Annotated in this window: 17 protein-coding genes; 7 read left to right on the top strand and 10 right to left on the bottom strand. The window is 46.2% G+C overall.

Features of this window, described 5'->3' with window-relative positions:
• Positions 1–14: 14 nt before the first annotated feature.
• Together folA and L5L94_RS16975 are read left to right on the top strand one after the other, a co-directional pair.
• Positions 15–497: a type 3 dihydrofolate reductase gene (folA, locus tag L5L94_RS16980; protein ID WP_028761532.1), complete on the top strand. Its 483-nt coding sequence runs from the start codon at positions 15–17 to the stop codon at positions 495–497.
• Positions 498–716: 219 nt separating this feature from the next.
• The gene (locus tag L5L94_RS16975; RefSeq protein WP_105249997.1) at positions 717–1,130 is read left to right on the top strand and encodes a DUF3718 domain-containing protein; all 414 of its coding nucleotides are present in this window, start codon (positions 717–719) and stop codon (positions 1,128–1,130) included.
• Positions 1,131–1,365: 235 nt separating this feature from the next.
• Here the strand turns inward: L5L94_RS16975 and L5L94_RS16970 are convergent, their stop codons facing one another.
• The 7 genes from L5L94_RS16970 to lptD all read right to left on the bottom strand — a co-directional run bounded on the left by L5L94_RS16970 (position 1,366) and on the right by lptD (position 10,419).
• Positions 1,366–3,387, bottom strand: coding sequence for a methyl-accepting chemotaxis protein (locus tag L5L94_RS16970; RefSeq protein WP_263164205.1), 2,022 nt, complete (start codon positions 3,385–3,387; stop codon positions 1,366–1,368).
• A gap of 97 nt (positions 3,388–3,484) precedes the next feature.
• On the bottom strand, positions 3,485–4,309 hold the full coding sequence (locus L5L94_RS16965) for a symmetrical bis(5'-nucleosyl)-tetraphosphatase (protein WP_263164203.1): 825 nt from the start codon (positions 4,307–4,309) through the stop codon (positions 3,485–3,487).
• A 21-nt stretch (positions 4,310–4,330) separates the two neighbouring features.
• Positions 4,331–4,711, bottom strand: a complete 381-nt coding sequence (gene apaG / locus L5L94_RS16960; RefSeq protein WP_263164201.1) for a Co2+/Mg2+ efflux protein ApaG — start codon at positions 4,709–4,711, stop codon at positions 4,331–4,333.
• A 48-nt stretch (positions 4,712–4,759) separates the two neighbouring features.
• Positions 4,760–5,566 (bottom strand): 16S rRNA (adenine(1518)-N(6)/adenine(1519)-N(6))-dimethyltransferase RsmA, encoded by an 807-nt coding sequence (gene rsmA, locus L5L94_RS16955; protein WP_263164199.1) that lies wholly within the window; start codon positions 5,564–5,566, stop codon positions 4,760–4,762.
• 15 nt (positions 5,567–5,581) lie between these two features.
• Entirely contained in the window at positions 5,582–6,568 is a 987-nt protein-coding gene (gene pdxA, locus L5L94_RS16950; protein WP_105249994.1) for a 4-hydroxythreonine-4-phosphate dehydrogenase PdxA, read from the bottom strand.
• A 6-nt stretch (positions 6,569–6,574) separates the two neighbouring features.
• Positions 6,575–7,879, bottom strand: coding sequence for a peptidylprolyl isomerase SurA (gene surA, locus L5L94_RS16945; RefSeq protein ID WP_105249993.1), 1,305 nt, complete (start codon positions 7,877–7,879; stop codon positions 6,575–6,577).
• 242 nt (positions 7,880–8,121) lie between these two features.
• On the bottom strand, positions 8,122–10,419 hold the full coding sequence (gene lptD / locus L5L94_RS16940; protein ID WP_263164198.1) for an LPS assembly protein LptD: 2,298 nt from the start codon (positions 10,417–10,419) through the stop codon (positions 8,122–8,124).
• Between the two features lie 117 nt (positions 10,420–10,536).
• Here lptD and L5L94_RS16935 point away from each other — a divergent pair, with 117 nt between their 5' ends.
• The 5 genes from L5L94_RS16935 to L5L94_RS16915 all read left to right on the top strand — a co-directional run bounded on the left by L5L94_RS16935 (position 10,537) and on the right by L5L94_RS16915 (position 14,817).
• Positions 10,537–11,622, top strand: coding sequence for an aminoglycoside phosphotransferase family protein (locus tag L5L94_RS16935; RefSeq protein ID WP_263164196.1), 1,086 nt, complete (start codon positions 10,537–10,539; stop codon positions 11,620–11,622).
• Positions 11,619–12,296, top strand: coding sequence for an N-acetylmuramate alpha-1-phosphate uridylyltransferase MurU (gene murU, locus L5L94_RS16930; protein ID WP_219250291.1), 678 nt, complete (start codon positions 11,619–11,621; stop codon positions 12,294–12,296). Before L5L94_RS16935 ends, murU begins: the two co-directional genes overlap by 4 nt.
• Positions 12,297–12,365: 69 nt before the next feature.
• Positions 12,366–13,154 carry a co-chaperone DjlA gene (gene djlA, locus L5L94_RS16925; protein WP_113939902.1) on the top strand — a complete coding sequence of 263 codons (789 nt, stop codon included), beginning with the start codon at positions 12,366–12,368 and terminating at the stop codon, positions 13,152–13,154.
• Between the two features lie 41 nt (positions 13,155–13,195).
• A complete protein-coding gene (locus L5L94_RS16920; RefSeq protein WP_198572993.1) occupies positions 13,196–13,828 on the top strand; it encodes an outer membrane beta-barrel protein in 633 nt (210 codons plus the stop codon).
• 35 nt (positions 13,829–13,863) lie between these two features.
• Positions 13,864–14,817, top strand: coding sequence for a D-2-hydroxyacid dehydrogenase (locus L5L94_RS16915; RefSeq protein WP_219250290.1), 954 nt, complete (start codon positions 13,864–13,866; stop codon positions 14,815–14,817).
• Between the two features lie 68 nt (positions 14,818–14,885).
• On the opposite strand, the gene L5L94_RS16910 is transcribed toward L5L94_RS16915, so the two are convergent.
• The 3 genes from L5L94_RS16910 to L5L94_RS16900 form a co-directional block, all read right to left on the bottom strand.
• Positions 14,886–17,168 carry a hypothetical protein gene (locus L5L94_RS16910; RefSeq protein WP_263164191.1) on the bottom strand — a complete coding sequence of 761 codons (2,283 nt, stop codon included), beginning with the start codon at positions 17,166–17,168 and terminating at the stop codon, positions 14,886–14,888.
• Complete coding sequence (locus L5L94_RS16905) at positions 17,158–18,624, bottom strand: DUF3142 domain-containing protein (protein WP_263164190.1); 1,467 nt, start codon at positions 18,622–18,624, stop codon at positions 17,158–17,160. Before L5L94_RS16905 ends, L5L94_RS16910 begins: the two co-directional genes overlap by 11 nt.
• Positions 18,625–18,767: 143 nt before the next feature.
• Positions 18,768–20,492, bottom strand: a complete 1,725-nt coding sequence (locus L5L94_RS16900) for an RluA family pseudouridine synthase (RefSeq protein WP_263164189.1) — start codon at positions 20,490–20,492, stop codon at positions 18,768–18,770.
• Between the last annotated feature and the right edge of the window lie 11 nt (positions 20,493–20,503).

Here is a 20,503-nt window from a genome sequence, read left to right as displayed (position 1 = left end):
AAACAGGAGTGAGCATGCGCATTGCTATGATAGCCGCGATGGCAAACAATCGAGTCATCGGAAAAGATAATAAAATGCCATGGCATCTTCCAGAAGATTTACGTCACTTTAAAGCGATGACCCTAGGCAAGCCTGTTGTGATGGGACGTAAGACCTTTGAGTCAATCGGTAGGCCCCTTCCTGGTCGACATAACATAGTGATTTCACGCCAAACGGATCTTGTGATTGAGGGCGTGACCTGTGTGACCTCGTTTGATGCAGCCAAACAAGCTGCTGGTGAGTGTGAAGAGTTAGTGGTTATAGGTGGTGGCCAGCTTTATGCCGAGTTATTGCCCTGCGCCGATATCTTATATTTGACGCAAATCAATCTTGAGGTGGAAGGCGATACATTTTTCCCCCACTGGGACGATGGGACTTGGAAGGAAACTGAATCTTTGGCGAGTATAAATGCTGCTGGTTTGGAATATCGCTTTATCAATTTGGTAAAAAAATGTTAAATTGCAGCTTCTGTTGTGTACCCTGTGTGTATGGGACGTCAGTTTATCTAACGTATTGCATCATATCGGACATTTAGTTTTCACGGAAAGAGATAGCCTATTTCGTTATCCTAGATTTCGAACGAGAGCTAAAGCCAAGAGGTCAATATTATTTAGACAATAAATGTGGCCCATACAGAATTGATAATAAAACTATAAGAAAGTATTAAGGAGTATCGGATGCGTCTTATGCCTGTGGCCTTGGCTGCGTTGATTGGATTTAGTTCTATTGCTGTACCAACCTCTGCTGTTGCGGGGGAAGATCCACTCGTAGCGAGTCTTTGTGATTATGTAAAAGCTAACGACAAAAACCGCTTACGTAAAAAGTTAAAAGAAAGCCGCGTTAAGTTACGTCAGATTTACAGTGGTATCAGTTGCGATGGTGCAAGTCTATTGCGCACCGCTTACGGTGCGAGTGCGAACGATACCGGTGAGTTTGTGGCTAAGCGTTTGTCGGCGACTGAATTGAGTGTTGCTGAAGCTGATGGGATGACTATCCAAGCTTGGGCTGAAGCAAACGGTCATGGTGCTAGCCCAATTACCGCTGCAGTGAAAGAGCGTCTTGGCGCTGCTGCGGGCGGCGAAGAAGAGTAATGCGGATTTGAACTTAGCGGCACTTTAGCTCTATTTGCTGCTACGTTATATTAAGCGTCTAATATCAAGTATCTAGCATTAAGCTAGATAAAAATGCCAAACTTAAGTTTGGCATTTTTTATGGCCTTAATTTGTGCAAAGGCCGGACAGTTCGAGTCGTCAGTAAGATAGGCAAGTGAATTCGTCTCAAAAGAAAGGGCCGCTAAGCGACCCTAGGTTTTAGTGGTGATAAACATTAGACTCTAAATTCACCGACCGAAGCTTGGAGTTCTTCGGCTAATTTGGCGACTTGATGGCTAGACTGAGCCGTTTGATCTGCACCGATAGCGGTTTCTTCTGAAATTGCTGCAATATGCTCTAGTTTTTCAGAAACTTGCTGGCTTACTAAATTCTGTTCCTGCGCAGCATGGGCGATATGGGTGCCAGAATCATAGGCCTTATGCACAGATTGGCTGATGGTTTCGAGGGCAATGTTGGCTTGCTCCGTTTTTTCAACACAGGCGTTGGCTTGAGCGCGTCCCATATCCATGGCGGCAACGGCTTGCTCTGCACCTTGCTGCAACACTTCGATCATCTGTTGGATCTCTCGGGTCGACACTTGAGTGCGTGAGGCTAAACTACGCACTTCATCGGCAACTACCGCAAAACCACGACCTTGTTCACCCGCACGGGCGGCTTCAATAGCAGCGTTAAGGGCGAGTAGGTTAGTCTGTTCTGCAATACCACGGATCACATCCAAAATTGAGCCAATAGAGGCGCTGTCCGACTGCACTTTATTGATCACAACACCCGCTTTAGCCACTTCATCGGCTAAAGCCAAAATAGTCAGTTTGTTCTCTTGCGCAATGGCACGCATATGCTGAGTTTCTTGATCAGCCTGTTTGATTTGCTCAAGGGCTTGATTGGCACTTAAAGACACCTGCTGAGCACTAGAGCTAAGTTCAGTTGTTGCAGTAGCCACTTGGTCAACTTGGCTTTTTTGTTCTTGTATGCCTGAGGTGGTTTGCGCTGTGATTGCCGATGTTTGTTCGGCTGCCGCGGCAAGTTGATTTGACCTATCTAAAATACCTATGATTAAACTGCGTAAGCTATCGACGAGACGATTACAGTTTTTTGCTAGTTCGGCAAATTCATCGTGTCCAGAGTCATCTAGTTTATGGGTAAGGTTGCCTGAGGCTAAGACGTTCAGGGCATTGTTCACTTGGCTGAGTGAGCGTTTTAACGGATTCACCACAGCAAAACTCACAATCACTGCGACAACGATTGCTATTAACACGACAATCATGGTTTGTATGCTGGCAGAGTCAATCTTGGCTATGGTGTCATTGCTCATGTTCGCGGCAACAAGTTCGATGTTATCGCTGACATCATTCATGTTGGAATTGATGACTTTCACATCATTTTCGATAATGCCTAGTTTTATCACAGCTTCTTTGGAGTGGGAGAGCTGACTCGATTTTAGCAGCAACATAGATTGCGGACCGGTGACGAGCGCTAATACTTTTCCAATATCTTTAGTGACTGAGCTTAAGGTATCCGCTTCGACAATACCTTGACCGTGACGATTCACATATTCAAGTTTGTTCTTGGTTTCGCTGATAATGTAGTCAAGTTCCTTTGAGATCAGTTCATGCTTACTCTCTTCGTCATTCGTTACTAAATCTGCAATAGTGGTGATGATATTTCCGAGACTAGTATCAATAGCGCTGGCTGATGCAGCAAGACTCTGCTCATCGGGATTCTGACTGCTTTCTAAATCAACAATATCGAGCAGTTCCGATGAGGCATCATCGGCGGCATTTTCGAGCTTTTTCTTTAGTTCAACGAGCTGTTCTTGCTTGCTTAATGAGGCCTCACGTTCGGCGATCATGGCAATACTATCTCGCTCAAAGGTGGCAAAGCTGCCGCTTAATTGGGCAATTAAAGAAGATAGATTCTGCTGGCTCTTGACTAACTGAGTGAGGGTGGCAATTTCGTTTTTGAACTGAGTCCCATGGTCTTCGAACACTTTACGAATATTCGGGATATTTGCCGATCTAGGGGTGTTATAGGCAATGAGGATTTGTCTTTGTTGCTCACTCAATGCTTCACTAAGGTGGTTTGTCGATTTCAGCGCGGGCAAGCTTAATTCTTGCATCATAGCAGAGCTGGCTTTTAGGCTATTGTTGGTTAAATAAGATGTAAATCCTAGCAACACGAGTAAAAGTGTGACAATACCAAATCCGCCAATCACTCTGGTGGCTACATTAAATTTCATAGGATACTCCGATTTTTATTATATTTTTCCAAATGAAAACAGGGTGATATTCAGGGTTAGGCGGCTCAGTCTGTTATCGACTTTAAGCTGTTTTAGTTTAACTCTTTTTTAACTTTTTTTGCGTAATTTTTTGGTCTTTTTCAAGATGCCATAAGGTTAAGTGCTCACCCCAACAACAGCCTGTATCTAAAGCCTTTAATTTAGTATCGTCGACCTTGCCCATCAACGCAGCCCAATGGCCAAATACTAAGGTATGACTTTGGCGCAGCGGCGAAGCAAACTCAAACCAAGGTTTGAGTTGTGGATTAGTACAGTTTTCAGGAGGTTGTTTGCAATCAAAATCAAGTCGGCCATCGACATAAAGATAGCGCATGCGTGTTAATGCATTGATGCAATAACGTAAGCGTTCTATGCCAATTGCACTTGGATCCCATTGTTCGGCGGTATCTGAATACATTTGGCTTATTAATGTCTCAAGATAATCATCGTGCTTGAGGGCGCGACTGACGAGTGCGGATTCTTCTCTTAATACCTCCAGCGACCACTGGGGTGGTACACCCGCATGACTCATAATGAGTTGGTGTTCAGGTAATTCACGCATAAGAGGTTGTTGTCTCAGCCAGTCAATTGAGGCTGAGATATCGGGGGATTCTAGAGTTTCAGTGAGATTATCGCTGGGCTTAGCGCGTTTGAGCTTACCGTGTAATGCCATTAGATGGAGATCGTGGTTACCTAAAACCGTTTTAGCGGAATCACCTAAGGAGCGAAAAAACCGTAGCGTAGCTAAGGAGTCAGGTCCGCGTGCAACAAGATCACCTACAGCCCAGAGTTCATCGCGGGAAGGATTAAAATCGACCTTAGCGAGTAATTTTTGTAACTCAGCGAAACAGCCTTGAATATCACCAACAAAATAATGCGCCACAGTACCCCTTTCCTAACGATATTAATGTAGTAAGCCTGGGGTCGCTAAACGGAAGGGACGGATTGTCGCCTGGAAACGCTCACCCGATTCGCTGACCATACCATAAGTGCCGTGCATTATGCCAAGTGGCGTATCGAGCACAGTACCACTGGTGTATTGATAGGCAGTATTCGGCGCTATGGTTGGCGTTTCACCGACAACACCGGCACCTTTGACTTCACTGGTGTTGCCATTGGCATCAGTGATTATCCAGTGACGAGTTTCAAGTTTAGCCGCTTGCTCACCTAAATTGATGATAGTGATGGTGTAACTGAAGAGGTACTTTTCATCCTCGGGCGAGGACTGCTGCTCTATATACTCAGTTTTGACTTCGACCCGAATGGAGGTGTCCAATGCGCTCATTCTTGTTCCTAGGCTCTGGTCTAAGGGCACCTAAGTGCCCTGACATATTTATGCTTTCTTATCGCAAACCATGTTAGCCATAGCAACATACTGCTGCACGCTAATCTGTTCTGGGCGTTGACTTGAGTCAATCCCTAACTGCTCGAACTCATCGTCAGATAACATGTGCTTTAAGTTATTACGCAGAGTCTTACGACGCATGTTGAATGCGGTAGTACAAAGGTGGCGTAGTACGGTTACATCTTTACAAGGGAACGGCTTTACGGCGTATGGCAATAAGCGTACGACTGCTGAGTCCACTTTAGGCGCAGGGGTAAAGCTGTGGGGCGGCACTTCGAGAACCGGGACCACTTGGCAGAAGTATTGTGCCATGACCGTTAAACGGCCATAGGCTTTACAGCCTGGGCTTGCCGATAAGCGCAGTACCACTTCTTTTTGTAGCATAAAGTGCATGGTTTCAATCTGTTCGGCAAATTCGAACAGGTGGAACATCAGCGGCGTTGAAATGTTGTAAGGTAAGTTACCAAATACTTTCATCTTTTTGCCAGGCACACTCAGTTGGCCAAAATTAAACTGCAGTGCATCACCTTGGTGAATAGTCAGTTTATTTTTAAGGACTGGGTGTTGATGTAAGCGTTCAACCAGATCGCGGTCGAGTTCGACGACAGTCAGATTATCTACAGCATCGGCTACAGGTTCTGTTAAGGCACCAAGGCCAGGGCCGATTTCGACCATCACATGGTGATTATCGGGTGCAATTGCACCCACAATGCGGTCAATCACATTGCCGTCGGTAAGGAAGTTTTGTCCGAAACGCTTTCTGGCCGTGTGGCCTAAATGTACTTTGTTGCTCATTAATAATGTAATCGTTTAGTTCTTTGAGGATAACTCAATGGCTTTATTCAGAGCACAGACAAAACTGCCAATATCGGCCTTGCCTGTACCCGCGAGATCGAGCGCCGTACCGTGGTCAACCGAGGTACGAATATAAGGTAAACCTAAGGTGATGTTTACCGATTTGCCAAATCCTTGTGACTTGAGAACGGGAAGTCCTTGGTCATGGTACATGGCCAAGACGACATCGGCGTCCTGTAAATATTTAGGTTGGAATAGAGTGTCGGCCGGTAATGGGCCGACAATATTCATTTGGAACTCTTCTCGCAACTCGTTGAGTGCAGGAATAATCACGTCGATTTCTTCACGCCCTAAATGGCCGTCTTCACCTGCGTGTGGATTGAGACCACAGACATAAATTTTCGGTGAAACTATGCCAAATTTGCTGATGAGATCGGCATGTAGAATCTTGATAATATGCTGTAAGCGTTGGCGTGTTATGGCTTTTGCAACATAGGCCAGAGGAATATGGGTGGTCACGAGTGCCACTTGCAAACCAGGCGTTGCCAGCATCATCACTACATCGGGGCAATTTGCTTGATGGGCAAAAAACTCAGTATGGCCACTAAAGGAAATACCTGCTTGATTGATAATGCCTTTATGCACGGGGCCTGTCACGACAGCATCAAACTCGCCGCTCATGTTTTTTTCGCCCGCATAACGCAAGGTTTCAACTACATAAGTGCTGTTTTGCTCATCGAGCTGACCACAAATCGATTCGCTCACTAACTTAAAGGGCGCTATGGTTAATGTGCCAGCTTCTTGCGGTTTAGGAGCTTGATTTGGCTGGTAAGGGCGGAAAGTCACTTGCAAACCGAGTCGTTTCGCACGGCTCGCAAGTAATTCTGGATCCGCACAAACGACTAACTCAGCAGGCCAAGCCTGCTGAGCGAGTTGTACGACTAAATCGGGGCCAATACCTGCGGGTTCGCCTGGGGTAACGGCAATACGTTTAGTGCTCAATTAGAATTAACCTCGATTGGTCTCTGGCTGGAAGATTTCAATGTATGCGTCTGAACGCATTTCGTCTAGCCAGTTTTGCAGTTCTTCGTTAAATTTGCGACGGAAGATCAACTGGTGCGCACGGTTGCTATTGAACTGATCCGTGGCGTCGGTTTTTCTGCGTTCTTCTAATTGAGTGATATGCCAACCGTGAGTCGTACGGAATGGCTCACTAATTTGGTCGTTTTTCAAACTATTGAGCGTTTGAGCAAACTCAGGTACGTAAATGCTTGGTTCTGCCCAACCTAATTCACCACCTTTTGTGGCCGAACCAGGATCTTCTGAGTACTGACGCGCTAGGTCTTCAAACTTAGCTTCTCCTGAGCGGATTTGCTTCAGGAATTGCTCAAGCATGGCTTTAGCGCGGTCTTCTGACAGGATCGGCGATGGCTTGAGCAAAATGTGGCGCGCTCTAACTTCTTCGATTTCTTTGGTTTGTAGGCCGCGAGCATCCATGATCTTAATAATATGGAAACCTGCACCACTCTTAATCGGGCCGATAATGTCACCCATTTTTGCACCGTTGATCACTTCGGCGAACAGAGTTGGCATTTCGTTGATGTTCATATAATCCCAAATACCACCTTCGAGTGCTTTAGGACCTGAAGAAGAAGCGATAGCGGTACGACGGAAATCCTCACCACTCTTCAAACGTTCTAATACGATATTGGCGCGTTTGCTTGATGCTTCGAGTTGTTCACTGGTGGGGTTATTAGGCACGTCAATCAGGATATGGCCAATTTGGTATTCCACATCTTTCATCCCTTGTTCTTGGATGAGTTTGACTAGGCTAGTAATTTCCTGTGGTGATACTTGAATACGGCGTTGTACCTGAATACGTTGAATTTCACCTAGAGTGATTTCTTCGCGCAATTGTTCGCGGTATTGGCTGAAACTTAAACCTTCGCTTTCAATTTTTTGTTGCATCTGCGCGACAGACATTTTTTGTTCACGCGCGATGTTTTCAATCGCTTGGTCTAGTTGTAAGTCACCAATATTCAGCCCTATACGACTGGCCATTTGCAATTGTAGGCGAGTTAAGATTAAACGCTCAATCACCTGAGTGCGCAGGGCACTGTCAGAAGGTAATGATTGGTTTGCTGCTTTGGCATTCGCTTTAACAGTGTCAATCATGTTAGTGATTTCACTTTCGAGCACTATGCCGTCGTTAATTTGGACTGCAACGCGGTCTAGCGGCTGGGGGGCGGCCAATGTAGGTTGGCTGATCGCGAGTGCAAATAAAGCAAAAATCAGATGTTTACTGGGTTTCATCCACAAAATCCTTGGCACGTTCTAAGGTCAGGTTCGACGGCTTAATTGAAATAACTTTACCATTTATATCGAAATTACAGTGAGTTGCCCTAATGTAATTTTTTGGCGACGCATTTGAGTGCAAGGTTAGACCTTAAGATCCGCTTTTATTCGCTTTAGCAAAAGGTGAACGGTAAAGCACTCATTAATCTGTTTGGACTCTGAGTCCTTGTTGAGGTTCAGCAATCTATCACAATTCTTTGCTAATTCCTCAGATAAAGCGGTTTTCTGTAGTTAAACAGGCCGTCATTGAGCATATCGGATACGCCTAATGGGCCAGAACCACCGAGTCCCTTAATGATTAAGTTCAGGTAGATACCACTATCAAACTGCTCACGAGGATCAATTGTGGCAGAACCTATATTGTCGTCATAGTTGGTTTTAATGCGGTAATGATAACTAAGTCTTACTGCGTAACAGCATGATTCGTACTGGATACCTGTGTAAGTTTCAATACTGCGACTTTCGTTAAGGTCATAATACCAATTACCAACAAAGTAGAGGTCATCACTGATTGGCCAAGCGCCACGAACGCCCGCTTGGGAGATGTTCACTGTATCATTGGTATTTGAGTTCAATAAATCTGGGACATAGCGATAGCTAAATTGCAGCAATTTATTCGCTTCAGGTCTGAAATCTAAGGTGATTTCGGATTTTTTATTGTCACTGGTGTTGGTATCGTACTGAATCGCAGCCCCCATATACCAATCATGGGACAAGCGGGTATCTACCTCTGCAGCAAGTACTGAAGTTGATTGATTAGACTCAAAAATACTGTCTTCGTAACCGACTTTACTGTCTTGCAGGTAAAAAATTTGTCCTAGGCTGAATTTAGTGGCTTCTTGGTTGTGACTATCAAACAGGCGTGTGGTAACACCTAGAGTGACTTGATTTGCATCGGAAATCCGATCCAGACCCGAGAAGCGACGATCACGGAATAGGCCAAAGTAGTCGTCCTGTAATTGAGCCGTATCATAAATGCCTATGTTGCGTTGGTCTTCGTAGCCGACATAAAGATATTGAAATTGTGGCTCGAGCGTTTGGCGGTAGTTTTGATCGAAAAGCTCAGTAAAACGTTCGAAGTTGATTTGACCATTAATCCGTACTTGCGGGATGGTGCGATTCACTGTGTCGTCAACAACTATGTCTGGATCTTCGTTATGCTGCCAATAATTGGTCTGCATCAACTTAACTTGACTGGTGAGCGAGCCTGAAGGCCCATGTATTGGCAGAGTTACGCTTGGTGACATGTACAAACGAGTCGCCGTATTAACATTGTTGTCCTGATGGGCAAAATTCGTTAGCTCCGAATTGAAACCAAAATCTAAATTGTTCCAAAAATCAGCAGCGCGATAGTTAAAGTTAACCTGAGGCATGACTTGATATGGTTTTTCATCCTCACCCAGTACTTTAATATCTTGTACTCGGGTGCTTAGATCCCAGTTACTTTCGAAGTAGCTGATTTCACCTATGCGTGATAACTGGTTATCGGTTGCACGGTTAACATCTGACTTTAAGTCATTGAAATAATTGTTATCTGATACATCGGTAAAATTCGCTAATACGCGCCAATTTTTGTCGATCGCTCCTTGATGCTGCCAGTTATATAAGTAGCGATTCGGGCTACCATCGATCAATTTGTCATTGCCTAGATATTCTAAATTGACTCGGCCATTTTGGGCCTCACCCGCCAGATAACCAAACTCTGTTTTAGTGAATAAACCACGGTTTGACATATAGCTAGGTGTAAATGTTAAATCGTACTCTGGGGCAATATTCCAATAATAGGGTGCGGAAATTTCGACACCATCAGTAGTGCTAGTGCTAAAACTAGGGTAGAGAAAGCCAGATTTACGTTTGTCTGAAACGGGGACTGTCATGTAGGGGATATAGAATACAGGTACACCACCAATTCTTAGTTTGGCATTCCAAATTTCGCCCCATTCTTCTTCACTGTTGATCTTGATCTTTTCGGCCTCGAGTAGCCAAGACACATTGTCAGGAGGGCAAGTAGTGAAGTTGGTATTCGTTAAAATTAAATTGTTATTGATAGTAATTTGCAGTTTTTCGGCATCACCGTGAACTTGTTGGCCATGGATCCAATATTGTGCGCCTTTAAGGGTGGCACGGTTTGTCCGCATTTGAGCTTGTAAGGATTCGGCTGTAACGGTGAAGTTACTGTCTTGAAAGACTAAATTACCATTGGCATCAAACTGTTCAGTAGCTTGATCTAAAATCGCCTCATCGGCTGCTATGTGCCTATCGCCTTGGCTAAAAACCACATCGCCACGGAAAATCGCCTGCTTCCCCATTTCGGCATTGGTGTTATCAGACGCAATACGAATTTTGTTGAGTTCAGCCGCACTCATCCCTTGGGTTTGAGATACGATACGGGGTACTGGCGGTTCGATTAAGCATTGGGATGCCGAAGCGGTTAGAGAGTCGTCTGCCAGGACTAATTGCGGTAACAGGCTCAGGGCCAGAAGGTATCGGATCTGCATCTTTAGGTCAGTAATTATGATTTCTTATTCTGGACAAGTATGGATGGGGAAAGTTGCAATTGACAAACGCAACATCGCTTAATAAATCTCTCAATTTCTTAGCTGTTTCCAAATTCTATGCCAGCTATAATAAAGCAATTTTTCTTTAAGAGCCATGAAATGACTTTATCCGATCCGAGATTTCTTTCCCTTAATCAGTGGCTGAATGCTTATTTTTCCTGTGAGGTGATGCCTGTGTTGATTTCCGGAGACGCAAGTTTTAGGCGTTACTTTCGGATTTCGATGCCTGATGCTACCTTTATCGCCGCCGATTCACCGCCGCAGCTAGTGCCTATCGCCCCCTTTATTGCCCTGTCGAATGCTTATTCAGCCGTGGGGCTGACAGTTCCAAAAGTAATCCACGCCGATGCCGATCTGGGTTTTATGTTGATGAGTGATTTGGGCGATACTCAACTCTTATCTGTATTGACGGTACAAAATGTTGAACGGTTTTACCGTCAGGCGCTCGATTTATTACCGCAAGTGGCCGCTGTAATTGAGTGCAAGAATCTTGATAGTGGTTTAGTACAGGCATTACCTAACTACGATGAAGCCTTTGTGCGCCGTGAATTACACATTTTTACTGAGTGGCTGTTAGGAACACATCTTAATTTGTCTTTGGACGCGGCAGAGTTGCAATTGCTGAATGATACTTTTGATCGCCTCGTCGGCAATGCGTTATCTCAACCTAGTGTGGGAATGCATAGGGATTTCCATAGCCGTAATCTTATGCTGCAAGCGGACAAGCTGTGCGTGATTGATTTTCAGGATGCTGTCGTTGGTCCTGTGACTTACGATGCGGTATCACTACTACGCGATTGTTATATTCGTTGGCCACAGCCGTTAGTTGCAGGCTTGATGCGGTATCATTATCAGCAAGCATTAGCGCTTGGTTTTATTCCTGCACAGACTCCTTTTGAGCAATATCAAACTTGGTTTGATCTCATGGGCTTACAGCGTCACATTAAGGCGGTAGGGATTTTTGCACGGTTAAACTATCGCGATAGTAAACCTGCGTATATGGCGGATATTCCACTGACATTAACGTATATTGTCGACATCTCGCTGCAGTATCCCGAACTCGTGCCATTTGCACACTGGTTAACTCGTCGTGTGTTACCTGCGTTTACTGTGAGTCAGTCTTCATCTGAGGTTAAGCAATGAAAGCCATGATCTTGGCCGCTGGACGAGGGGAAAGGTTACGGCCGTTAACGGATAGTTTGCCTAAACCTATGGTGCCAGTGTTAGGTAAGCCGCTGATTGTTTATCATATTGAAAAACTTGCCGCGATAGGCATAGTCGATATCGTCATCAACCATGCTTGGCTAGGGCATAAGTTAGTCGAAGCTCTGGGCGATGGCAGCACTTTTGGGGTGCGCATTCGGTATAGCGCCGAAGAGAGTGCGCTTGAAACCGGCGGCGGCATTAAACGCGCTTTGCCTTTATTGTGTGAGGACGGAAGCGACGAACCTTTTTTAGTGATTAATGGTGATGTGTTTATTGATGCTTTACCGCCAATCACGCAACTGGCTGCGGATAGGCTCGCTCACTTATGGTTAGTGCCTAATCCTGAGCAGCATCCAAATGGCGATTTTGCTTTGAATGGTCATCAAGTGCAGGAGCGTGGCGATGTTAAGCACACGTTTTCGGGCATGGGTATTTATCACCCAGCGTTATTTCATGACACGCCGCAGGGCGCCTTTGCACTGGGGCCGTTGCTCCGATCGCAAATGGCTCAAGACAGAGTTAGTGGTGCCTTGTTTAATGGATTTTGGTGTGATGTCGGTACCATTGCACGATTGCAAGCGCTTGAACTAAGGTTACAAAGTAACAAGTAAATTTCGGTGCTGGCATATCCATAGGATTAAGCTAGTGCATCAAATACATAATAGAAATCAGGAAATAAGATGCGGCTTTGGGGTAAGTTTTTTGGATTTGTCATTGGCTTTATGTTCGGCCGTATTTTTGGTGCACTGCTAGGTTTGTGGCTCGGTCATCTTTACGATAAGCGTGCGGCATCGGGCGTGGGTTTTCGACAGATTCTAGGGCAGGCTAAGAATCGCCAAGCCATTTTCTTTAATACCACATTTGCAGTAATGGGGCATGTGGCGAAAGCATCAGGACATGTTACCGAAACCGATATTCGCATTGCGACCTTATTAATGGATCAAATGCGTTTAACGGGGGAAGCCCGTAAAGAGGCGCAACAGGCATTTCGTGAGGGTAAATCGGCGGATTTTGATTTGCGCAGCAGCTTACAAGCTTTCCGTGTTATTACGATGGGACGCAAAGAGTTAGTGCAGATGTTCATCGAAATCCAGATCCAAACGGCACTGTCTGATGGTGAATTGGATCCTGCTGAGCACGCTATCTTGATGACGATTGCTCAAGAGTTAGGTTATGGTCGAGCGCAGTTAGATGAATTACTTAAACGCTGGCAGGCGGAGTTTCGTTTCCATCAAACATCGAGTGGCAATAAAACATCGATTACTGATGCCTACAGTTTACTTGGCATTACGAACGAAGCTAGCGACCAAGAAGTTAAACGGGCTTACCGTAAATTGATGAATGAACATCATCCCGATAAGTTAGTGGCGAAAGGGTTGCCACCGGAAATGATGGAGCTAGCTAATCGTAAGGCTCAGGATATTCAAGCAGCCTATGACAGAGTCAAGTCTGAGCGCGGTATGCGTTAGCCTTGATTAAATTGGTTTTTGTAAAAGATAAGGAATTCATTATGAAAAACACTTACCGTTTGTTGCTGTTGGCGAGTTTGTTACCTGTGGCTATGTCTACGCAGGCCGAGGTATTTATCGCTCCTTTTGGTGGTTATAGTCTGGGGGGCGGTCAATTTGATGTGAATCAATATGAGGTCAACACAGATCAAACGGGTAATAAGGCCGATGTGAAGGTCGAGGAGTCGAGCCATTACGGTTTGATGGTGGGTATTGGTACGAATGATCCCGGTAATATTTATCTTTTATATAGTCATCAAGCCTCTGAACTGAAAAGTGGCGGCTTGTTTACGCCAGACTTTCTTACCTCGTTAGATTTAGATTATATCCATTTGGGTGGCACTTTATATTTCCCCCGTGGCGATATCCAGCCCTATGTCACCGCCAGCGCGGGAATCACCCGCATGCTGCCCAGCGGTTGGTCGAGCGAAACGCGTTTCTCCATGGGGATTGGTGGCGGGGTAGAGTATCAAGTGACGCCACACTTTGGCTTGTTTGCGGATATTCGGGGTTATGCGACGTTTATCAACAGTGACACTTCGCTGTTTTGCAATGAAGATGAATGCCTATGGCACATTACGTCGGATGTGATGTGGCAGGCTCAGGCTAACCTTGGGCTCAAAGTCAGTTTTTAGATCTAACGCATCGTCTTAAAAGGAGATTTAGTGGCATGAAAATAGTCGTACTTGATGGTGAAACCTTAAATCCTGGCGATCTCAGTTGGCAATCCTTAAATGAATTAGGCGAGTTTGCGTGTTTTTCCCGCACAAGTGGCGCTGATATTGTCGCGCGAGCCCAAGGTGCTGAAGTCATTCTCACCAATAAAACGCCGTTGACTGCAAAGACGCTAGCACAACTTCCTAGTCTCAAATACATAGGCGTATTGGCTACGGGCACGAACGTTGTCGATATCGCGGCAGCTAAAGCGCAAGGTATAGTGGTCACTAATGTGCCCGCTTATGCTCCTGATGCCGTTGCGCAAATGGTGTTTGCCCATATTCTGCATCACACCCAAGCCGTGGCCGCCCATCATCAAGCTGTGGTCGATGGTCTGTGGGTGAACTGCCAAGATTTTTGTTTTACTTTAATGCCGTTGCAATCTTTAAAAGGCAAGACTTTAGGCTTAATAGGTTATGGCGATATCGGTCAGCAGGTGGGAACACTCGCCCTCGCATTCGGGATGAAAGTTCTTGTCAATACTCGCTCAGTTATCAAGGATTTACCCCAAGGCGTGACGTGGGCGCAACGTGATACTGTGCTTAGCGAATCAGATATTATTTCGCTCCATTGTCCGCTTACTCCAGAAACTGAGCAATTTATCAATCAACAAACCCTCGCCTTGATGAAGCCTAATGCGTTGCTGATTAATACAGCGCGCGGTGGATTAATTGATGAAGCCGCGCTTGCTGCTGCGCTGGCTCAAGGCAAGTTATTTGCCGGCGTGGATGTGTTATCGACTGAGCCGCCCACTGCAGATAATCCCTTATTGCGTGCGCCTAATATCAGCATCAGCCCCCATAATGCGTGGGCGACGAAGGAAGCAAGGCAAAGTCTACTCAATATCGCAGTGGCGAATTTGAACGGTTATTTGAAGGGGGAAGTGATTAACTGCGTGAACAAGTAAAGCGGTATGCGTCTTCCTCTCTTTTCATCATATCGACGTTGAGAGAGAAAGACGTAAATGGTTATTTATTATTGAGTCTTTCTTCTACGCATCCACCACACACCCAATAAGCCTGTGATGGCTAATATGCCAAATACGACGGGCTTTTTCAGCTTGTGGTACAGGGCGTTCCATTCTGCCATTTCATTCGCCTGCGCTCGTTTTACTGCACTGTCAAAATCGGGCGCTTCACATTGCAAACCAAAGTTCTCGGCCCAAGGCACAAAGGGGCCGTTGGCGACGTATTTTTTGTAGTAACGCAGGGCAAGCTCTTGATCTCGATACAATACCCAACCTGTGGCTTGGCAGAGTAGCGCTGCATAGGCTTGGCTGTTGTGGGGCACATGATCCGATGCCTTGTTGGCTAGTTCTGCTGCCGTGTAGCGATAATGGAAGCGTTTATCGGGAATTGCTTGGCTGGCGCTGATCCGCAGTTGTTCTTTCTCAGCCAGTTTGCTCGGCTCATTCCAATCACTTAGATCGAACACACCTTGGTAAATAGTGTAATCCGGGGCTAATTCAAATCCTAAGAGTTCCATGCCTTGGTGGCGGGCAAGTTCGGCAACAGCCCAATAGGCTTTCGCGCTATCAATGCCTTTTGTTTTTTTCGCTGCATTCAACTCTGTGCCGTAGGCAAGGGCGCTGGCATTCAGTTTAGGATTAGGGAAGTAAACTGGCGCTTCAGCTATCGCGCCTTCGCGTAATAGCCTGCGACCTAGCAAGTAGCGCAAGCGGTTGTTAATTGGCTCAATATTATCGTACCAGTCGCTGTCTTTAGGGTATTCAAAGGCGATAAATGGCACATGTTCGTCGACAAATAACTTAAGTTCAGCCGTGGTGAGCACGCGCTCCGCCACATAGGCGATGTCTTGCCAGTACTCATCACCGCTGGCGAGTAAGTGACTGAGCGCATCGACATATTCGCCACGCTCTAGTGACAACACCCCTTGCTCTGCACGAATACGACAGTAAGTGGCTGTATCTTCATCGGCATTAATGGCTTGTTGCTGAGTTTCTTTAGCGTCAACTGTGGTCGAGATCTTATTGAGTTGCTCTGGGAAGTGACGCGCTGCCTGAGCATAGGCCTTGGCAGCTTCTGCTTGATCGCCCTTTTGTAGCATTAATTTTGCGTTGAGCCACCAAGTGAGGCCGCTCGGTTTCGCTAGCGTTAATAGGCGCTCAGCACTGGCATAATCCCCTAACTGGTAATAAATCGCCGCTAATTTATCGCCATGGTTGAGCTGTAAGCCATCGGTTGGAAATACTTTAAGGAGCTCAGCAACCTTTAATCCCATTTCTGAAAGCTGGCCATTGTAGGCGAATTCATTAGTGCTGCTTTGCCAATAGGCAATCAATAACTGCTGCACGCTCGCCTGTTGCAGTAGCGGCTTAAGTTCAGCAATCTCTTTACCCATCAAAGTGCGGCTTAACATCAATAAGGAATCATAACCGCCGCTATCGCCCTGTACCGATTGGGTGGCATAGAGCTCAATAGCTTTATTCAGTGCATCAGGGGTGAGAGTCATTTGCAGCTCTGACTCAGTTTCACCTGTAGCTTGATTGGCCAATTGCGGGAGCGGCTGGCCTTGGTGTAGCAGGATATAGGCTTGTTCACCTAAGCTCGCTAAACTCAAACGCAGGGGATCGGCGGCGCCTTGTGCGACTTCGGTTTGTAATTGTGTCAGGTAAGCATTGGCACGATTAAAATGTTCAGGATCAGCCGAAGTCTTGCTTAAGATAAGCTCAATACGCGACAGCGAATAGAGTGCCCACAGGCTACGAGATGCGCGTTCGTTTTGTGGTAATTTAATGATTTTGCTGAAATAGTTACTCGCCCTCTCATAATCTTTTGCTTCAAACGCTACGGCACCTAAAGTGTACCAAGTTAGCGCTTGTGGTAGATCTTTGTCTAACTTAGCGGCCATTTGCTCGGCTTCAATGGGGCCCGTTGCATCCCGCAAAGTGTTCACTAAAGCTAAATGGGCGTCACTTAACTCGCTGTTTTCAAAGGCGCGAGTTTGTGAAAGATAACGGCTATGCACTTCATCCCAGAGATATTCCTGTGCAGCGGGTGCATCTTGATACTGCCAAGGCAAAGGTTTTGCGAGGGCGGTGAGCTGCTGGCTGAAAGAGGTTTGCGGTAAATAACTGAGATTGCTCTGCCTATCCTGAGTGAGTTGCAAAGGAAAATCGGGGCCGCAGGCCAATAGCATAGGGGAAAATAAGCTTAAACAAATGAGCGTGGTCTTTTTAAGCATAAAAGCCCGATTGGGTGTTGCCATGATAAATGATAGTTTTGGCTTATGGCGCATAAATTCCCTGTAAATATAATGACTCACAACGTGCCCAGCCTATCACTTTTTGGCCGCCAGGGTTGAGCATGTGTGTTTGAATGTCTCTGTTTGATTGCGGCATAGGCATGATTGCAGTGCGTGAAACTGTTTTGGTTGGTGTCAACGCTGCTGTATTCTCAGCTCGCCATTGCCACGTTAACAGCCCATCTTTTTGTATTACGCTATAGCCATTTTGCGCATCATACCCGCTGCAAGCTTGTCCCGCTAGCGACAAAATAGGAGGAATTTCACCTGCAATATTACCGTGATTCATTAAGCTCAGTTGGAATAGCTGTTGCTTGTGGATTTCCAGATTTTTTGGCTTATTTTCAGCGGCTAATATCGTTTGAGTTGTGGCCTTGTTATCGCTTGAGATCACTAATTCAATCTTAGCGGCAAGTTCACCTTGCTGTGCAACGGCGATTAAGGTGTCGAGTGGCCAAACCCTTTTATCCCCTTCCAGCGGCAGCCGAAACCAGATAATGCCTCTGAGTTTGGCATCTTTTTGAGTGTGTAGTTTTTGCACAAAGGCTTGTAATACTAGAGGATCGGCCATCAGTTCCTGTACTACATTGACTGATTTGAGTTGATCGCGCAGCGGTGTTTCACTTTCAACTTTATAATCTGAAGCTGTACTGATGACCGCCGAACCATAGGCGGGGAGTGCAATAAGGTAAGGCACAGTGCTGATATTTGAAAGTTGCTGCACCCACTGCCAACCTTGAGTCGCATCGAATAGCCCGAGGCGTGGATCGCTTACGCTGTGAATTTGTAGCACGAGTTCATCAATACTGGTGAGTAATGCGGGGAAATCGGCACTATTGAGCCAAGCGGGCAGTGCAGTAATGCTGAGTTTGAGTTCTGTGGGTAACTGCGCTTTAAGCTTTGTAAGAAAATCCCGATAGGCTGGCAGTTTACTGTTGGCACTGTCGTGGTCGATTTCAACCCCCGCGATGTGCGTGCCTTTTGCCTGCCAAGTTGCTAGTACTTGGTTGATTTTATTGATCACTTGTTCATCATTTAAATGCACGAACTGACCATCTAAGCGAATCACGGCAATTTTTGGCCTAGGATCCGCCTGCAACCAAGCATGATTGACCGCAACTTCAAACCAAATGTCTGCGCCATTGGGTTTTGGATGCGCTTGCAGCGCTAAAATACGTAATCCTTGGAATGCACCTTGGCTTTGCACTAATGCCGTTTGATTGGCGGGGCGCCATTGGCGCTGCCAGATATAGACTTCCTGCGAAAGTGGCGCTCGAAGCGTTGTTGCTTCTGTAGCGGCTTTTACTGCGACACTGGTATTTGGGCTAGCCGTGGTTTCATTAGCGTTCGATGCTGGCTGACAGGCGCTCATAAATACGGTGGCGCTCAACAAAGCAAATAAGAACCATTGATTTCGGTTTATGTTTTTAACCAGATTGCCTATGCCCATACTACCGCTGTCGATTCCGTTTTGAGTGAGGCATTACTATGCCCGAAAAATGCCACTTATACATCGCGGTCAAACTTCTGATAATGCCCACTAAGCTTGGTTTTCCTTTTGGTGCCTTGTTAATCAATATCAGAACTCAGATCTCAAAAATCAGGATCGACTTGAAAGCGCATCTGTTCACGGGTGACGGGATGTTGAAGTATCAATAAATCTGCATGCAGATGCAGGCGATTGGCGCGAGTGCCGTACAGATCGTCACCCAAAATGGGCGTATTTAGCCCTTCTGAGTGGGCGCAGTGAACTCTGAGTTGATGGGTTCGGCCCGTTTTGGGGGATAGATATACGCGGGCTGTACGTGCCATTTCATCGATATGGCTTAATTCCCAATAGGTTTGGGCCGCTTTGCCAAACTCATGGCAAACGAGTTGCCTCGGTCTATCGTCTAAATCGCCACGCAGAGGTAAAGAGATTTGTCCCGCTGCCTGTTTATCTGCCATTGCTGTAGGGATCCCTGCTAAAAGTGCCACATAACGTTTAGTCACTGTGCGCTGGATAAACTGTTTTTGCAGCTGTTTATGGGCGTCTTTTGTCAATGCGATCACCATTAATCCCGAGGTCGACATATCGAGCCTGTGGACGATGAGTGGCCCAGTGGAATTGGGAAACGTTTGCCGCATGCGCGAATACACTGAGTCTTCAATTTCTTTGCCGGGCACTGATAAAAATTCGGCGGGTTTGTTCACAATCGCCATCGCCTCGTCTTGGTAGAGGATGCTTAAGGTTTTGCCTTCGGCGGGGTTCGTCAGCAGCGGATTTTCATCGACAACAAGCCCTTCGAGCATATGCCCCAAGATAGGTTGGCATTTACGCAGACAGGCAGGATAAAACTGCTTATGTTGGCGAATTTCTGATTTTGGCGGCGCCCCCCACCAAAATTCGGCAATCGCCAATGGTTTAAGACCGTGTTTAAAGGCGTAATGTAGCAACTTAGGGGCGGCACATTCTCCCGAGCCTGCGGGCGGTGTTAACTCAACCGTCCCGTTAAATATGCCGTTAAGGCTTTTTTCTGAGCCGCGAATATTCAAAAAACGATACTGCTCAAACAGCTTTTGCTGCAGCGCCGCCGAGAGCTGTTTACGCTGTAGTCTTAACGCGTCACGCTTATCAGTGAGCAGAGTTAACGCTTGGCTGATGGCATGGATACGCTCATCCCAATAGCGTTTAATATCTCTTAACTGATTCTTTTCATTAATACTTTCTTGGCTGAGTTTAGCTTCGATTGCAGTATTTTCACGTAAAGTCTCATCAGTTGGATTGGCAGCCCATTGCACTGCGAGTTGATTGCGCTGCGTCTTGCGGGATTGACGGCCGTCGATCATCACTTGCCTGTGGGCGGCAAGCTTGGCTTGTGCTTGAGCTTGCTCAGCGTTGAGTTCGTTCGATAGCCGAGGAATATCGGGGTGATTTTCTACTGCAAGTAGCTGCTCGTTAATTTGGTTGATTTGCAGATTTTCGGCGTGGAAAAAATTGTCCTTAGCCAGCATATCAAACACAGGTGGAACGAAGCGTGGCCAATGGTTCTGCTCAGCTAACTTGCCCGAAAATGCCGACAAATAGCCCACTTCTCCCTGCGGATCTTGCACTAAAAGCACACCAAACATTTTACCAATGGCACCGGTTAACTCCCCCGTGAGGCCAAAGTTATGTTGCCAATCGTTTTGAGTCTCAAGGTGGCGTTGTAATTCGTTGGCTGCGATCACGCACAATGGATGCGGTTCGTAATAGAAAGGAAAGGTAAAATGTTGCGGCAGGGCATAGGCATCAATGGCTTGTGTGAAAGAGGTAAAGCAAGAAGGCTGAAGATGCATATTGGGGTCTA

Origin of the sequence: Shewanella sp. SM21 (assembly GCF_025654335.1) — a bacterium.
Taxonomy (GTDB): Bacteria; Pseudomonadota; Gammaproteobacteria; order Enterobacterales; family Shewanellaceae; genus Shewanella; species Shewanella oncorhynchi.
Note: the sequence above shows the minus strand (reverse complement) of the source record. Positions and strands in the feature narration are given on the sequence as shown.

Bases quoted from the DNA above. Each gene is read 5' to 3' on its own strand.
- L5L94_RS16920 (WP_198572993.1), top strand. From the start codon at position 13,196: ATGAAAAACACTTACCGTTTGTTGCTGTTGGCGAGTTTGTTACCTGTG.
- L5L94_RS16975 (WP_105249997.1), top strand. From the start codon at position 717: ATGCGTCTTATGCCTGTGGCCTTGGCTGCGTTGATTGGATTTAGTTCT.
- djlA (WP_113939902.1), top strand. From the start codon at position 12,366: ATGCGGCTTTGGGGTAAGTTTTTTGGATTTGTCATTGGCTTTATGTTC.
- L5L94_RS16900 (WP_263164189.1), bottom strand. From the start codon at position 20,492: ATGCATCTTCAGCCTTCTTGCTTTACCTCTTTCACACAAGCCATTGAT.
- apaG (WP_263164201.1), bottom strand. From the start codon at position 4,711: ATGAGCGCATTGGACACCTCCATTCGGGTCGAAGTCAAAACTGAGTAT.
- folA (WP_028761532.1), top strand. From the start codon at position 15: ATGCGCATTGCTATGATAGCCGCGATGGCAAACAATCGAGTCATCGGA.
- L5L94_RS16970 (WP_263164205.1), bottom strand. From the start codon at position 3,387: ATGAAATTTAATGTAGCCACCAGAGTGATTGGCGGATTTGGTATTGTC.
- murU (WP_219250291.1), top strand. From the start codon at position 11,619: ATGAAAGCCATGATCTTGGCCGCTGGACGAGGGGAAAGGTTACGGCCG.
- surA (WP_105249993.1), bottom strand. From the start codon at position 7,879: ATGAAACCCAGTAAACATCTGATTTTTGCTTTATTTGCACTCGCGATC.
- L5L94_RS16905 (WP_263164190.1), bottom strand. From the start codon at position 18,624: ATGGGCATAGGCAATCTGGTTAAAAACATAAACCGAAATCAATGGTTC.
- rsmA (WP_263164199.1), bottom strand. From the start codon at position 5,566: ATGAGCAACAAAGTACATTTAGGCCACACGGCCAGAAAGCGTTTCGGA.
- lptD (WP_263164198.1), bottom strand. From the start codon at position 10,419: ATGCAGATCCGATACCTTCTGGCCCTGAGCCTGTTACCGCAATTAGTC.
- L5L94_RS16915 (WP_219250290.1), top strand. From the start codon at position 13,864: ATGAAAATAGTCGTACTTGATGGTGAAACCTTAAATCCTGGCGATCTC.
- L5L94_RS16910 (WP_263164191.1), bottom strand. From the start codon at position 17,168: ATGCGCCATAAGCCAAAACTATCATTTATCATGGCAACACCCAATCGG.
- L5L94_RS16935 (WP_263164196.1), top strand. From the start codon at position 10,537: ATGCCAGCTATAATAAAGCAATTTTTCTTTAAGAGCCATGAAATGACT.